Source organism: Planotetraspora thailandica, assembly GCF_016863335.1.
Classification (GTDB): domain Bacteria; phylum Actinomycetota; class Actinomycetes; order Streptosporangiales; family Streptosporangiaceae; genus Planotetraspora; species Planotetraspora thailandica.
The window spans coordinates 61,674-75,805 of record NZ_BOOR01000043.1 but is presented as its reverse complement, the minus strand read 5'-3'; the positions used below and the strand labels follow the sequence as shown (position 1 = coordinate 75,805).

Sequence of the window (14,132 nt, the reverse complement as noted above, 5' to 3'; positions counted from 1 at the left end):
GAGGGCACATGTCCGAGATCGACCCCCTCGACGGCGTCGACGAGCTCTCGATCGAGACGCCCGAGGCGGACGCCGTGGAGCAGCACCGGCCCCTCAGAGGCTCCCAGGAGGACCCCTGGCCCGAGCACGTCCCCTTCGACGCCGACCCCGCGGACGTCACGGAGCAGGGGCGTTCCGTGGACCTCGGCGACGACGAGGAATATCGCTGACCTGGTCACCCGCCACGTAGGATGGGACGCCTGGGGCGGCGAGCCCCCCGATCAAGGAGACTGCCGTGACCACAACCCCGGAAGCCAAGCCCCGGGGCACCCGGCTGCCCCGTATGGCCCGCCGCCGCCAACTGCTGGGCGCAGCCCAGGAGGTCTTCGTCGAGAACGGCTACCACGCCGCCGCGATGGATGAGATCGCCGAACGTGCCGGGGTGAGCAAGCCGGTCCTCTACCAGCACTTCCCCAGCAAGCTGGAGCTCTATCTCGCGCTCCTCGACATGCACGTCGACGACATGGTGGGCCGCTGCCGGGAGGCGCTGGCCTCCACCACAGACAACAAGCAGCGCGTCCAGGCGGCCATCGGCGCGTTCTTCGACTTCGTCTCCAGCCAGGGTGAGGCTTTCCGGCTCGTCTTCGAGTCCGACCTTCGCAACGCCGAGCCGGTGCGCCAGCGCATCGAGCGCTCCCTGCGCGAGAGCGCCGAGGCGATCAGCCTGGTGATCCAGGAGGACACGGGCTGCTCCAGCGACGACGCCCACCTGCTCGGTGTCGGCCTGGTCGGCATGGCCGAGGTCAGCGCCCGCTACTGGTTGTCCAGCAAGGGCTCGATCCCCAAGGAGGCGGCCACGCAGCTGATGGCCCGCCTCGCCTGGCGCGGCATCAGCGGCTTCCCGATGACGGCGGCCGAGGGAAATCCTGTTCGCTAGACGCGATCACGGGGCTCGCCACTCCGAGAGGCGACGACGATGGGTAGTACCAGCCCTCGTGAAAGGGGAGCCCGATGGAAATCAAGATCGGCGTGCAGTCGGTGCACCGCGAGATCATTGTGGAGACCGACCTGTCGGCCGAGCAGATCGAGGAGGAGCTCCGCAACGCCCTGGCCGCGGACAGGGGCGTCTTCTCCATAACCGACGTCAAAGGCCGCCGTGTCGTGGTGCCGGTGTCCTCGCTCGGATTCGTCGAGATCGGCGAGGACGAGCAGCGTGCGGTCGGCTTCGGCGGCACCCTCTAATCCTCTGACCCTCTGACCCTCTAACCCCCTCCGCCGTACCGGACCCGGACTCCCCCGGGGAGTCCGTGACCGGGCCGGTGTGACCGTACGGTTCAACGACCTTCGGCGTAGGCCGTCAGGCGGTCCAGGATGAGGGTCCATCCCGCGGTGTAGCTGCCGGGGTAGCGGCGGGCGAGGTCGGGCGAGAGGCGGTCCCAGCCGCGGTGCTCCAGCTCGACTCGGGTCAGCGCGGGGCCGAGCGTAAGAAACCGCAGCTCGACCTCGGTCACCGCTCCCTCCGGCGACAGCCGCCCCCGGCCGCTGCCGTGCTCGTAGCGGGTGGACTCCCAGGTCATGGCGAACCGCTCCGGCGGTTCCCAGACCAGGACCTTCCCCCATGTGCACTCGGTGCCGTCGGCCCCGGTCTCGTACACCCGGCCTCCTGCGTGCCGTTCCACGGTGACGGCGACGACCTCGGCGCTGCCCAGCGAATGGGACGACGTCGGCCACCACTGACCGATCTCGCGCACGAAGACCTCGAAGACGTGGTCACGGTCGCTGCGGACGAGCACCGACCTGTGGATCGGCGGAACGGGTTCAGTGCCCGCCATAGCCGCACCCGCGCGGGCGACGGGGATGTTCCGCGCCGTGAGTGTCACCTCTCCCCTGCCCGCCGGCGGGGCATTGCCTGCTTTGTCTCCGCAACACAGCGCGGGAAGTCCAGCGATTCGGCGCACATCTGGTCAGGGAACTGCCGTAGCGGCGCGAGGCCCTCATACTCGCACGGTACAACCCGTTCGGCGCTTTTTCCTCCTCGATCGGCGGACCGGATCTCATCCCGCCTGTGATCGCCGATCGGAGACGCCGCGTTCCTCCTCCGCGATGCGCCGGGCGAAGTCGAGCGACTCGTCCCACATCTCCTCGAGGAACTGCCGGAGCGGCGCAAGGCCCTCGCGCCGGGCCCGGTAGAGGCGTTTCGTGCCCTCACGCCGCTCGACCAGCAGACCGGCCTCTTTCAGCACTTGCAGATGCTGGGAGACGGCCGGCCTGGTCACCTCGAAGTGCTCGGCGATACGGCCGGCCGGCATCTCCCGGTCGGCGACGAGCCGCAGGATGGCACGGCGGCGCGGCTCCGCGATCGCGCGTAGTGCCTCATCCATCGGCTCGGTCATGCGTCGCTCCTGTCAGCGCTTCCAGAGCCCGATGCGGTTGCCCTGGGGGTCGGTGAACTCCGCGAGCGTACCTGTGTCCGGCACGTCATACGGCGGGATGAGCGTCTTCCCACCCAGAGCTTCCGCCTTGTCCAGGTATGACTGCACGTCGTCGACCGCGACGACGATGCTCACCCCTTTGGCCTCGCCAGATCCGATGCCGCCGGGGATGCCTCCCTCCCCAGCCTCCACGAGCCCGTATCCCATCGGGTTGGCGGCGTCGATCCGCCAGTCGAAGAGCTCGCTGTAGAAGCCGGAGAGTGCGGGCGCGTCGGTGGCCGCGATGTCGAAGAACACCACAGGTCGACCCATGGTCATGCTCCCTTCATAGGACTGCCCCATGAAAGTAAGTCATTACTATCGTAAGTGTCAACTAACGCTTAGCCTCCAGGGGTCAGCCCGAGCGCCGCCATGCGCTTGCCGTGCTGCTCGGTCAACCGGGCGAACAACCTGCCGATCTCCGCAAGGTCCTCGCCGCCCTCGCCCGCCAGCATCGCGGCGAGCTCGGGCCGGATCGCGGCGAGCCGCTGACCCTGGCTCAACGCCTCCCCGACCATCCGGCGCGCCCACAGCGCGAGCCTGCCGCTCAGCCGGGGGTCGGCCTCGATCGCCGCCCGCACCCGCTCGACGACGAACTCCGAACGGCTCTCGTCGGCCAGCACCTCGTCGACCAGCAGGCGGATCGACTCCTCGGCATGCCGGGCGGCCTCGCGGTAGAAGTCACCCGCGATGCCGGTGCCGACATACGCCTTGACCAGCGCCTCATGCCAGTCCCTCGGCCTGGTCTGCGCGTGCCAGGCGTCGATCGCGTCCACGAACGGCGCCATCGCCTCCTCCGGGTCCACCCCGAGAGAGGACAACTTGTCGCGCAGCACCCGGAAATGGCCGTATTCAGTCGCCGCCACGTCGCTCAGCTCGGCCCTGTCGTTCAGGGTCGGGGCCAGCAGCCCGGCGTCCTCCGCGAGCTTGAGGAACGCGGTCAGCTCCGCGTACGCCAGGACCCCCAGCAGGTCCACAACGCCGGAGGAGTGGGCGGATGAGGAATCAGTCATGGGTGCAGCGTACGTGGCCGAAGTCACACGTCCGCCAGGTCCTCATACGCCCCGCCGCGCGAGACTTTTAGCCAGAAGAAGCAGAAATCGGTTCCGCGTTGTGGTATCGAGTAGACTGCTCTCTGAAGGTGCGACCGCACTATGTTGATCCGGGGCTCGGCTCCGATCCCCCAGTTATTGGATGTCGCGGTCGCTGATCATGACGAGGGTGTGACGTCCGCGAGGACCCGAACCGGGAAAGATCTGCCGGTCGGATGTTCCGGAAGGGCCCGCCTTCGACCGATTGAGGCAGGCCAAGCTGACAACAACGTTCCGAGACCTGGGAGTGATCCCGGAGATCGCCGATGCCCTCGAGACCGAGGGCATCTCTTCACCGTTCCCAATTCAAGAGATGGCGCTCCCTCTGGCCCTCGCCGGCCAGGACGTCATCGGCCAGGCTCGCACCGGCACGGGCAAGACCTACGCCTTCGGCGTCGCCATGCTCCAGTTGGTCGGCAAGCCGAGAAAGAACCGCAAAAAACCCCGCGGCCTGGTCATCGTCCCGACCCGTGAGCTCGCCGTGCAGGTCACCGAGGATCTGGTCCTCGCCGCGGGAAAGCTCGGCTCGCGGATCCTCACCGTGTACGGCGGACGCGCCTACGAGCCCCAGATCGAGTCCCTCAAGAACGGGGTCGACGTGGTCGTCGGAACCCCCGGACGGCTCCTCGACCTGGTCAAGCAGAAGCACCTCGACCTCGGCCAGATCACCATGCTCGTGCTCGACGAGGCCGACCGCATGCTCGACCTCGGCTTCCTGCCCGACATGGAACGCATCATCAAGCTGGTCCCCGAGACGCGGCAGACGATGCTGTTCTCCGCGACCATGCCCGGTGAGATCGTCGCGCTCTCGCGCCGCTACCTGAGCCGGCCCACGCACGTGCGCGCCGACCACGGGGACGTCGAGGCCGAGACCGTTCCGCAGGTCAAGCAGTTCGTCTACCGCACCCACCGCATGGACAAGATCGAGATTCTCGCGCGGCTCCTCCAGAGCGAGGGCTCGGGGCTGACGATGGTGTTCTGCGAGACCAAGCGGGCCTGCGACATGGTCTCCGAGCAGCTCAAGGACAAGGGCTTCGCGGTCGCGGCCGTGCACGGCGACCTCGGGCAGGGGCAGCGTGAGCAGGCCCTGCGGGCGTTCCGCAAAGGCAAGATCAACGTGCTCGTGGCCACGGATGTGGCGGCGCGCGGCATCGACATCGACGACGTCACCCACGTGGTCAACTACGACTGCCCGCAGGACGAGAAGACCTACGTGCACCGGATCGGCCGCACCGGAAGGGCCGGCCGCAAGGGCGTCGCGGTGACGTTCGTCGAGTGGACCGAGCTCACCCGCTGGAAGGTCATCAACAACGCGCTCGGGCTCGACTTCGCCGACCCGGTCGAGACCTACTCGAGCTCGCCCCACCTCTACACCGACCTCGACATCCCCGAGGGCACCAAGGGCGTGCTCCCGCGCGCCAGCCGCTCCCGTGCCGGTCTCGCCGCCGAGGAGATCGAGGACCTCGGGGAGACCGGCCGCGTCCGCTCCCGCAGCAGGCACGACGACGAAGAGGAGCGCCGCCAGCGCCCCGCCCGCACCCGCGAGCGCCGCCGTACCAGAGGCGGCCGAATGCAGGAGGCCGATACCGTGGATTCCGCTCCGCCTGCCGTCGCGGATCTCGTCGACACGGTCGCCGAGCCGCCGGTCGTGGAGGCCGAGACGCCCGTTCCGGAAAAGCCCGCCGCCGACAGGCCGGCCAGGCGCCGCAGGACGCGGGCCCAGGAGCCGGAGGTCGCCGCCGAGCCGGTGGCGGCGCCCGCGCCCGTCGCGGAAGACGCTCCCGCCCCCGTGTCGGCCGCCCCCGTGTCCGCCGTCCCGGTCGGAGACATCCTGGACGACCGTCCGGTGCGGCAGCCTGAGCGGATCGTCCCGGCCAGCCCCTTCGTCGTGGTGTTCCAGTCCCCCGATCTCGCGACCGAGGACGACGACCCCGCGCCGTCGGCGGCGACGGAGCGGGCCCAGGCGCGGCGCGGGTCGAACCGGCCGCGGCCTCGCCGTACGGGCTGAGCGGGAGCTTCCCCGCTCAGTGGGTATGGACTTCGGCATGAGGCATGCGCGATGACCGGCCGCAACCTGCATCAGGTTTTCGGCGGTGTCGCGACCGGTTTCGCTCGGTATCGTGATGCCACGTGAGCGAAGCAGCCGACAGGCACATCAGCCGATCTGGGGCGTGGAGCCTGGCCGGGCCCTTCGGCCGACCTGTTCCGCGACCCCTCGGTGGGGCAGAGGAGACCTCGTGAGTACGCCGCGATTCCTTACCCTTCCTCCCGGGGTCACCGTCCTTCAGATCGAGACCGAAGTCGGCTCGTTCGCGGCCCTGGAAGCCCTGCCGGTGAGCGGCGTCGCCGAGCGGTGGCCCGCCCTCCTGGTGCCGGGATACACCGGCAGCAAGGAGGACTTCCTCGCGGTCCTGCAGACGCTGGCCCAGGCGGGCCGGCGGGTGATCGCGGTCGACATGCGCGGGCAGTACGAGACTCCGGGGCCCGATGATCCCCAGGCGTACACCTGCGCGTCCCTCGGCGCCGACGTGGACGCCATCGCCGCCTACGTCGGCGCGGGCGAGCCCGTGCACCTGCTCGGCCACTCCTTCGGCGGGCTCGTGGCCCGCGAGACCGTGCTGAAGGGCAACGCGCAGCTCGCGTCCTTCACGCTGATGAGCTCGGGCCCGGCGGGCATCATCGGCCCGCGGGAGCGGGCCGGCCGGATCATGCTGACCGAGCTGCCCGAGCACGGCATCGACTACCTGTGGGCCAACCGGATGGAGCCGGACGCGCTGAGGGCCGGCGTGCCCGACGACATCGTCGCCTTCCTCCGCAAGCGGCTGCTCGCCAACTCACCCGCCGGCCTCCTCGCGATGGCCGACCAGGTGCTGAACGCCCGCGACCGGGTCGACGATCTGGCCGGCAGCGGGCTCGACCTCCTGGTCCTGTACGGCGAGCACGACGACGGGTGGCCGCCCGTCCTGCAGGCCGAGATGGCGCACCGGCTGTCGGCCGAGTGCGTCGTCGTCCCCGGTTCGGTGCACTCCCCCGCCGTGGAGGCTCCGGAGACCACGGCCGCCGCCCTGACGAGGTTCTGGAACGCCGCGGAGAGCCGGCTGCTCCAGCGCGGCTGAGGGCCCCGGCACATGGCGACGATCGACGGCCTCACCGCCCAGGCGCCCGACTCGGCCACCTGGCGGGTGCACATCGACCGGTGCATGTGGGTCGGCGGAGTGCGCGGCCTCATGTTGCAGGCGCTGCACCCGCTGGCGATGCTCGGCGTCTGGCAGAACTCCAACTTCCAGGAGGACCCGTTCGGCCGGCTGCGCCGTACGGCGGACTTCGTGGGACGGGTGACGTACGGCAGCCCAGCCGAGGCCGACGAGGTCGGCAGGCGCGTGCGGGACATCCACCGGACCCTGCGCATCCACGACCCGGAGACCGGCAGGAAACATCGGGTCGACGATCCCGAGCTGCTGCTCTGGGTGCACTGCGCCGAGGTGACGTCCTACCTGGAGATCGTCCGCAGAGCCGGAGCCCCGATCTCCGACAGCGTGGCCGACCGCTACCTGGCCGAGCAGCGGCGCAGCGCGGCCTACGTGGGCCTCCACCCGGAGGACGTGCCCGGCTCGGTCGCCGAGATGGACGCCTACTTCGCCGAGATCCGGCCGCGCCTGCGTCCCATACCGGAGGCGACGGCCGCGGTGAAGTTCCTGTTGTGGCCGCGCATGCCCCAGGATCTGCGCTTCCTCGCCCCCGGCAAGCCGCTGTACTTCCCGTTCGGCGCACTGTGCTACTACTCGCTGCCCGACTGGGCCAGGACGATGTACGGCGTGCTGCCCGAGGTGCCGCAGGCCGCGGTGACGCTGGCGCTCAAGGCGTTCAGGAAGGTGACCAACTCGTTGCCGGAATCGCTGCACCAGCGCGCGTTCACGCCTTCGACCAGGGAGATGCTCCGCGCCTCACGCGAACGGCTGGGAGCGGCGGGATACGACGTCAGCAAGGGCCTGCGGGGGCTGGTCGACCCCAGCCGCCGCCCCGGGCGGCTCGCCGCCTGAGCCCAGCGCCTGAACCCAAGCGTCGCCGGCCGTGTCTCCCGCCGTAGGCGAGCGCGCCTCTTCGGGGCGCCCGCCGTACGGACGGTCAGACCGAGGACGGCTCGCCCGTGGCGGCCGGAGAGCCGTCGCCTGTCGGTGACGAGGAGCCGTCGGCGAGGCCGTCCCACGGGAGACGGTCGGACGAGGCGGCCCGGCCCTCGGGGCAGTGCCGCCGGAAGTCGCACCAGGAGCAGATCGGTCCCGGGCTTGCCGGGAACATCGCGTCGATCTCGGCCGGAACCTGGACCGCCTCACTGCGCCCTGCCTCACCACGCCCCGCTCCGGCGCGGCCGGTGCCCTTGCCCGCCCACGACCGGTAGGCCTCGTCGGCGGCGGACGCCTCTTCGGCGATCTCCTCGGCCCTGCGCAGATGGCGGCCGAGCGACTCGTCGGTGTGCTCCCATTCGGCCACGACGCCGGTGGGCAGGTGGTGGAGTTCCACCTTGTGGCACGTACGGTGCATCATGCGCGATGCCGCGATGGCGTAGATCGCCAGCGCGATGGAGGACCTGGCGTCGTCGGGTCCGAGCGGGCGGCGGCCTGTCTTGTAGTCGACCACGACGAGCTCGTCCCCGCGGCGGTCGAGCCGGTCCACCCGCCCCGACACGGCGATCACGCGCGTGCGCGTGGCCACCGTGCGTTCGACGCCGACCGGCTCGTCCGACGGATCAAGGGTCCGGACATATCCGGACACCATCTCGCGGGCCCGGTCCCGCCACGCGGACGACTGCTCGGCATCCCTGAAACCTTCGGTGATCCACCCGTTGGTGACGAGGATCGCCGCCGTCATCGGCGTGCGCCGCTCGTACGGCTCCCGCCACCACGCAGCCAAGGCGTTGTGGACCGAAGCCCCGACGCTGTTATGCGCCCACGCGGGGCCCTTCTGCGGAGCCGGGCGATCCAGATAGGTGAACCGGTACCGGCGGCGGCAGTCGAGCCAGGTGTTCAGCCGTGAGGGCGTGCAGGTGTAGAGCCGCCTCGGCGTGACGTCGTCGAGGCCCAGCTGCTCCATCGCCCCTACTCGTCGAGGTCCAGCCTGACACCGGCCGCGCGGGTGCCGTCGGCGAGAGGCGGCGGGGCGACGGGCTCCTCACCCGAGACCAGCGAGCCCGACAACCAGTTGTCGAACTGCGGCTCGAGATCGCCGATGGTGCCCTCCTCGCCGTGGGCGGGAAGCACGCGGGTCTCGTGGGGCAGCGTGAAAAGCCGCTCGCCGATGGACGTCAGCTGGTCGCTGAGCGCGGGATACTCCCCGCCCAGCTTGCCCGGGCCGTCCATCAGGAGGGTCTTCCCGGTGAAGACCGCGTCGAGGTCCTCGCAGTAGAGCGACACGCCGCCGGGGGTCACGCCGGGAGTGGCGAGCACCTCGAGCTCGACGCCGCCGACGGCGAACAGGCCCTCGTCCTCCATGTCGATGTCGGGCCAGGTCTCCTCCCACGTCTGCCGCCACAGGCGCTTGTCCCTGGTGTGCACGGCGATCACGGCCTCGTCCCGCGCGGCCACCTCGATCGCGGCGCCCACATGATCAGGCAGGCCATGGGTGCAGATGACGGCGAGCACTTCACGCTCGCCCACCTTCTCGAGGATCTTCTCCGCGTCACGCGCGGGGTCGATGACGATCACTTCGTCGTCGTCGCCCACGATCCAGGTGTTGTTCTCGACCTTGTGCTCGACGTCCTCGATCTCGACGACGCCCGAAGTCACCACTCGTTCGATACGCGCTGTCACGGCTCAGAACCTTACTATCCCCGGCTGCTCGTGCCCGCCCGACTAGACATCGCCGTCCAGGCGGGGTGAAAAGGCGCCGAACGGCAGATCGAGCGCCTGATCCTGATCACGCAGATCGCGCAGGGACAGGTCGGCCAAGGCGATGAAGCAGCCGGCCTCCGCGGGCCACGCGACCGTCCACAACCAGTTGCCGAGGGCCTCCCCGACGTAGACGGCCCGGTCTTCCGGCACACGCCCCGCGCACCACAGGGCCGTCGGATGGCCACGCGCGTCGATCTTCGCGTGGGGCGGCCCGGCGTCGAATCCGGCACCGGGATCCGATCCCTGCAATCCGGCGAAACCGGCGCCGAGTCCGACGCCCGGTTCCTCGGCGATCACTAGCATGTCGGCGGGGCCGTGGGTAATGGAGGGACCGGTGAGGGCGACGACGCTGGCCCTTATCCCGCTGCGCTCGTCCCCCGCCCCGGCGAACCCCGTCACCAGCCAGCTCGGCGGCAACGGCCACGGCAACCACACGGGCACCCGGGCCGACCGGCGCAGCATGTCGAGCGCGGCCTGAGAGGGATGGTGAGGGGGCTGGAACGGCAGCACGTCTCCGTGCACGCCGCAACGCCAGGAGCTCGACCAGACGCTCGGCTCCCGCAGCGGCCCGAAACACCGCGGACAGGTAGGCGCGGTTCTCACAACTACTCACGGTGCTTCGTGGTGAGCGCTTACGTCAAGGGCCCACCCGTTATCCAGTCGTAATCTTGGTTTTGTGCGACGCGTGAGATGTGTGGGAGCGATCGTGGTCGACGGCGGCAGGCTGCTTCTGGTACGCCGGGGCCGCCCACCGGGTGAGGGGCTCTGGTCGCTGCCGGGCGGGCGCGTCGAGCCCGGCGAGACCGACGCGCAGGCGGTACGCCGCGAGCTCCTGGAGGAGACCGGACTCCATGTGATCGTCGGCGAACGGGCGGGAACCGTGGAACGGCCGGGCCCGGGAGACGTCGTCTACGAGATCCACGACTATTTGGCGACGAGCGCGTCCGACCGCCGCCTGTCACCGGGAGACGACGCCGCGGACGCGGCCTGGATCGACCTGTCCGATCTCGTACGGCTCCCGCTGACCGACGGGCTCGCCGACGCGCTCAGGGAATGGGGGGTCATCGCGTCTGAGGTGTGAGCGAGCTCCGCCAGATGGTCAGGTGGTCGTCGCCGTACCCCGTGGATCTGCCGATCGCCAGCACGCGGGCGCCCGAGACGGCCACGGCTCCGAGCCACTGCGTGCCCGCGCCGCCCAGGCCGTCCTGGGTGAGCGCCTGGCGTCTCCAGTCCAGGCCGTTCTCGGAGATCCACGCGGCGCTGTCGCCCTCTCCCGCCGGGCCGTGCGACCCCACGGCCACCATCCCTCCGTTGGTGACCACCAAGTCAAGAACCACCGCCGACTCGTCGACCGGCAGCCTGCTGTACTCCCAGGAGGCTCCGTTGTCGGTGGACACGACGGAGAAGGGCCGCTGGCCGGCGGCGGTCAGGGCGGTGCCGATCGCGACGACGCCGGGACCGGCGGCCACCACGTGCCGCAGCCCGGCCGATCGGGCGTCGTCCGGCATCACCCGGGTCATGGCCGTCCAGCGCAGGCCGTCGGGCGACACCCAGACCACACCGGTCTCGCGGTCGGCCGTGCCCGACCCGCCCACGGCCATGAATCCGTCCGGCGTGGCGGCGACCGCGGCGATGCGCACCCCCGCTCCCCCGGCGGGCATGCCGGCGGGCGGCACGCGGGTGAAACGTCTGAGGTCGGGGCTGAACCACAGGGCGGGCAGCGTGCCCGCGGCGGCGCGGTCGTCACCCGCGACGACGTAGCCCTTCGGCCCCGCGGCGACCACGCGCGGGGCGAGCAGGTAGTGCCCGGCCGGAACGTCGATCCGCGGCCCCGGCTTCCACGACCGGCCGTCGTCCGACACCACCAGCAGGGGCCGGGTCACGGCGGGGTCGGTCATGGTGCTGCCGACCGCCAGCCACCCCTTCGGCCCGTGCGCGACCCCGTCCAGCGACTGCCGGCCGAGCCCGCCGAGCACGCCCTTGAGGCGCACGTCACTCCAGTTGGCACCGTTGTTGCCGCTGGTCCAGATCGCGGCGTCGCCGTTGGCCGAGCCGACCGCGACGAACGCCCCGCCCGCGACGGCGACGTCCGCGGTGTCGCGGGCCAGGCGGCTGAGGCCTGCGATGTCCCCCAGCGGCACGGTCCTCGGCTGCTTCCCCTTGGACGCCGTCATGAGGACGGGCAGGTTCTGCACGTCGCCGGGGCCGCGCTGGTCACCGCCGGCGACAAGCAGGCCCGCGTCGGTGATGGTCAGCCCGCGCAGCGTGCCCGGTATCTCGCCGAGGTTCGCCGCCTTGGTCCACGCGCGGCCGTCGTCGCTGGTGTAGACGGTGTAGGTCTCCCAGGCCGACTCGGCGACGGCCGCGAGCCCCGCCGCCGACGACGCCACCACCCGTACGCCCGTGCCGTCGCGGCCCAGCTTGCCGATGGTGCCGCAGTCGTGCCAGGAGCCGCCGTCGGGCGAGCAGTAGACGGTCACCTCGCCGTCGGCCGACCTCTGCCGGGTGGGGACGAGCACGAACCCGTCCGCCACGGCGGCGAGCGTGCCCGGCTCCGGCTGAACACCGCCCACGGTCGAGGCCGGACTCAGCCACGTCCGCCCGCCGTCGTCCGACCGCAGGACCACCGAGCCCGAACCGCCCGCGCCCGGGTCGGCCAGGGCCACGACCTGGTTTCCGCGCGCGACGACCGCACGCATCCCGCGCACCGTGTCGGACGTGCCGATCGGGCCCACCTTGGTCCACGTCGTGCCGTCGGGGGACACCCATGCGACCGGACCGGCGCTGCCGTCCCTGGTGGCCGACGAGCCCACCGCGACGAAACCGCCCGACGTCCTGGCGATGTCCGTAATGCGGTCCTGCCCGCCGAAGGCGGTGAGCCCCGCCGTGTCCACGGCCGTCCACGACCGGCCGTCCTGTGACACCCACATCCCTCGGGGCGCCTCTCCGGCCGCGCCCATCACGTCAGTGCCCGCGGCCAGCCAGCGCCCAGCGCCGCCGACGACCCTGCCGACCGCCCCGGCCCCCGCCTCATAACCGGCGGGCCCCGCCACACGGCCCAGATCCCACGTCTTGCCGCCGTCGGCGGACACGAGGAACAGCGGCCGGGGGAGCCTGCCGGTGACGTCGCTGCCCACCGCCACCACCGTCGAGCCCACCGAAGTGATCGCGTTGAGCACCTGGCTCGACCCGTTGCCCGGCAGACCGGGGGCGGCGAACGCGGAGTCTCCCGACTGGCCGGCTCCCGCGGCGAGGCGCAGGCCCCCCGTCTGCGGCGTCCTGGCCCACTTGACCAGGCCGACGCCCAGTACGGCGGCGACCAGGAGCACGGCCACGGTGACGGCGGCGAAGAGCAGCCCTCTCGGCCCTAACCGGCGCGACGGGGTCAGCCGATGATGGCGACCGGAGCGCGGCGGGCCCGAGGCGACGAGCACGTCGGGTCTGGCCGGTCGCCCTCCCGGCGGCCTGCCGATCCGCTCGAGCTCCCGCGTGGGCTCGCCCGGATCCGGCGCGGAGTCCGCGGGCGGACGCGCGGGGTCCGCGGGCGGGCCTCCTGGGGCGCTCTCCGGCTCCGCCGGGATTTGCGGCCCCACCCGGATGCCGCTGGGAGGAGACAGGTCCACCGCCTCTCCGCCGGTTCCGGGAGGCATATGGGCCCAAGGCCCGTCGTGGCCGCCGCGGCCCTCAGAGGCCGAGGCCGGGCCGTCCTGGGAACCACGCACCGGTGCATGACCATGTGCGGGGTCGCCGCCGTGGCTCGACGCGGGGGCGGCGGGGTCGGCGGGGTCGGCGGGATGGCCGTGCGCGCCGCCGTCGGTGCGTGCGCCGCCCGGCTCGTACGGCCGGCGACGCTGGGCCTCGGGCCCGTCGGGGTTCTCCCGGGGGATGGTGGCCCGGCGCAGGCGCGGCGGCCCCGAGGCCACGAGCTTGTCCGGGATGTCGACCAGTCGCGGGTGCGCGGTCTCCCGCAGCGGAGCCGCGCCCTCAGAGCCCCCGACGTCCTCGGAAGCCCTCCGATCCTCCGAAGACCCGCGATCCTCCGAAGACCCGCGATCCTCCGAAGACCTGGGGCTCTCGGAGGCCGGCGGCGTGGGCGTGGTGGACGGCCGCGCGGGGGCCGCAGGAGGCGGAGGCTCGCCGGCGGCGCCGACCAGATCAGCAGGGGCAGCAGGATCGGCGGGGGTGGCCGGGGTGGCAGGGCCGACGGGCGGCACGGGCTCTCCGGAGGGAGCAGAGCCCATGGGAGAGGCAGTGGCGGCGGGGTCGCGGTCGGCCGGGGTCGAATACGGCCGCTTCCCGGTTCGCGGCGGCCGCTCGCCCGTCGGCGCATCGGAACCGCCCGTCGGCCCATCGGAAGCGCTCGCGGGCGGCTGCGGAGCCCAGACGGAGCCACCCGCCGGCGACTCGCCGACCGGAATCCCCAGGCCGCTTTCCCATCCCTCGTCGTCGGCGACCGGCCCTCCGGCCACGGGTTCGTCAGGTTCGTCAGGCACGGCGTCCTCGGGCACGGGCGCGCCGAACGGCGGCATGGCCCACGGGGAGATCGCGGGAGGGGTGTGATGGAGGGCCGGGGGGCGCTCTCCCCGCCGTCCCTCGTCGGCGGCATGCCGGGGATCACGCTCGTCGGGGCGCTCGTGGGGGCCCGAGGCCACGCTCAGTACCTCCTACCGCTGACCCATGGGGATATAGCGGACCGTTCCACC

General features: G+C 71.6%; 15 protein-coding genes. 7 read left to right on the top strand and 8 right to left on the bottom strand.

The genetic code is table 11. The annotated features are described in order from the left end of the window. Nucleotides 1–8 precede the first annotated feature (8 nt). The 3 genes from Pth03_RS26640 (at nucleotide 9) to Pth03_RS26630 (ending at nucleotide 1,221) form a co-directional block, all read left to right on the top strand. A complete protein-coding gene (locus tag Pth03_RS26640; protein WP_203947130.1) occupies nucleotides 9–209 on the top strand; it encodes an Rv3202a family protein in 201 nt (66 codons plus the stop codon). A gap of 65 nt (nucleotides 210–274) precedes the next feature. Next, on the top strand, nucleotides 275–916 hold the full coding sequence (locus Pth03_RS26635) for a TetR/AcrR family transcriptional regulator (protein WP_239119384.1): 642 nt from the start codon (nucleotides 275–277) through the stop codon (nucleotides 914–916). Between the two features lie 74 nt (nucleotides 917–990). Continuing rightward, nucleotides 991–1,221, top strand: coding sequence for a DUF3107 domain-containing protein (locus Pth03_RS26630; protein WP_203947129.1), 231 nt, complete (start codon nucleotides 991–993; stop codon nucleotides 1,219–1,221). A gap of 92 nt (nucleotides 1,222–1,313) precedes the next feature. Here Pth03_RS26630 and Pth03_RS26625 read toward each other — a convergent pair whose 3' ends face one another. The 4 genes from Pth03_RS26625 to Pth03_RS26610 form a co-directional block, all read right to left on the bottom strand. Then, on the bottom strand, nucleotides 1,314–1,811 hold the full coding sequence (locus tag Pth03_RS26625) for an SRPBCC family protein (protein WP_203947128.1): 498 nt from the start codon (nucleotides 1,809–1,811) through the stop codon (nucleotides 1,314–1,316). Between the two features lie 222 nt (nucleotides 1,812–2,033). After that, the gene (locus Pth03_RS26620) at nucleotides 2,034–2,372 is read right to left on the bottom strand and encodes an ArsR/SmtB family transcription factor (RefSeq protein WP_239119383.1); all 339 of its coding nucleotides are present in this window, start codon (nucleotides 2,370–2,372) and stop codon (nucleotides 2,034–2,036) included. A 12-nt stretch (nucleotides 2,373–2,384) separates the two neighbouring features. Next, entirely contained in the window at nucleotides 2,385–2,723 is a 339-nt protein-coding gene (locus Pth03_RS26615) for a VOC family protein (protein ID WP_203947127.1), read from the bottom strand. A gap of 68 nt (nucleotides 2,724–2,791) precedes the next feature. Next, nucleotides 2,792–3,463 carry a ferritin-like fold-containing protein gene (locus Pth03_RS26610; protein WP_203947126.1) on the bottom strand — a complete coding sequence of 224 codons (672 nt, stop codon included), beginning with the start codon at nucleotides 3,461–3,463 and terminating at the stop codon, nucleotides 2,792–2,794. A 391-nt stretch (nucleotides 3,464–3,854) separates the two neighbouring features. Between Pth03_RS26610 and Pth03_RS26605 the strand changes: the two genes are divergently transcribed. The 3 genes from Pth03_RS26605 to Pth03_RS26595 all read left to right on the top strand — a co-directional run bounded on the left by Pth03_RS26605 (nucleotide 3,855) and on the right by Pth03_RS26595 (nucleotide 7,581). Next, nucleotides 3,855–5,549: a DEAD/DEAH box helicase gene (locus tag Pth03_RS26605; RefSeq protein ID WP_239119382.1), complete on the top strand. Its 1,695-nt coding sequence runs from the start codon at nucleotides 3,855–3,857 to the stop codon at nucleotides 5,547–5,549. Nucleotides 5,550–5,778: 229 nt separating this feature from the next. Next, on the top strand, nucleotides 5,779–6,657 hold the full coding sequence (locus Pth03_RS26600; protein WP_203947124.1) for an alpha/beta fold hydrolase: 879 nt from the start codon (nucleotides 5,779–5,781) through the stop codon (nucleotides 6,655–6,657). 12 nt (nucleotides 6,658–6,669) lie between these two features. Next, a complete protein-coding gene (locus Pth03_RS26595; protein ID WP_203947123.1) occupies nucleotides 6,670–7,581 on the top strand; it encodes an oxygenase MpaB family protein in 912 nt (303 codons plus the stop codon). 85 nt (nucleotides 7,582–7,666) lie between these two features. Here the strand turns inward: Pth03_RS26595 and Pth03_RS26590 are convergent, their stop codons facing one another. From Pth03_RS26590 to Pth03_RS26580, 3 genes are read right to left on the bottom strand one after another with little or no spacing between them, the layout of a single operon-like run. Then, entirely contained in the window at nucleotides 7,667–8,632 is a 966-nt protein-coding gene (locus tag Pth03_RS26590; protein WP_203947122.1) for a RecB family exonuclease, read from the bottom strand. 5 nt (nucleotides 8,633–8,637) lie between these two features. Next, complete coding sequence (locus Pth03_RS26585; protein WP_203947121.1) at nucleotides 8,638–9,348, bottom strand: MBL fold metallo-hydrolase; 711 nt, start codon at nucleotides 9,346–9,348, stop codon at nucleotides 8,638–8,640. 42 nt (nucleotides 9,349–9,390) lie between these two features. Further along, complete coding sequence (locus tag Pth03_RS26580; protein WP_203947120.1) at nucleotides 9,391–10,032, bottom strand: DUF6758 family protein; 642 nt, start codon at nucleotides 10,030–10,032, stop codon at nucleotides 9,391–9,393. A 73-nt stretch (nucleotides 10,033–10,105) separates the two neighbouring features. Between Pth03_RS26580 and Pth03_RS26575 the strand changes: the two genes are divergently transcribed. Then, nucleotides 10,106–10,510, top strand: coding sequence for an NUDIX hydrolase (locus Pth03_RS26575; RefSeq protein ID WP_239119381.1), 405 nt, complete (start codon nucleotides 10,106–10,108; stop codon nucleotides 10,508–10,510). On the opposite strand, the gene Pth03_RS26570 is transcribed toward Pth03_RS26575, so the two are convergent. Next, nucleotides 10,491–14,081: a beta propeller repeat protein gene (locus Pth03_RS26570; RefSeq protein ID WP_203947119.1), complete on the bottom strand. Its 3,591-nt coding sequence runs from the start codon at nucleotides 14,079–14,081 to the stop codon at nucleotides 10,491–10,493. The two genes, Pth03_RS26575 and Pth03_RS26570, sit on opposite strands and share 20 nt — an antisense overlap. Between the last annotated feature and the right edge of the window lie 51 nt (nucleotides 14,082–14,132).

Bases quoted from the DNA above. Each gene is read 5' to 3' on its own strand.
- Pth03_RS26640 (WP_203947130.1), top strand. From the start codon at position 9: ATGTCCGAGATCGACCCCCTCGACGGCGTCGACGAGCTCTCGATCGAG.
- Pth03_RS26630 (WP_203947129.1), top strand. From the start codon at position 991: ATGGAAATCAAGATCGGCGTGCAGTCGGTGCACCGCGAGATCATTGTG.
- Pth03_RS26625 (WP_203947128.1), bottom strand. From the start codon at position 1,811: ATGGCGGGCACTGAACCCGTTCCGCCGATCCACAGGTCGGTGCTCGTC.
- Pth03_RS26620 (WP_239119383.1), bottom strand. From the start codon at position 2,372: ATGACCGAGCCGATGGATGAGGCACTACGCGCGATCGCGGAGCCGCGC.
- Pth03_RS26615 (WP_203947127.1), bottom strand. From the start codon at position 2,723: ATGGGTCGACCTGTGGTGTTCTTCGACATCGCGGCCACCGACGCGCCC.
- Pth03_RS26610 (WP_203947126.1), bottom strand. From the start codon at position 3,463: ATGACTGATTCCTCATCCGCCCACTCCTCCGGCGTTGTGGACCTGCTG.
- Pth03_RS26605 (WP_239119382.1), top strand. From the start codon at position 3,855: ATGGCGCTCCCTCTGGCCCTCGCCGGCCAGGACGTCATCGGCCAGGCT.
- Pth03_RS26595 (WP_203947123.1), top strand. From the start codon at position 6,670: ATGGCGACGATCGACGGCCTCACCGCCCAGGCGCCCGACTCGGCCACC.
- Pth03_RS26590 (WP_203947122.1), bottom strand. From the start codon at position 8,632: ATGGAGCAGCTGGGCCTCGACGACGTCACGCCGAGGCGGCTCTACACC.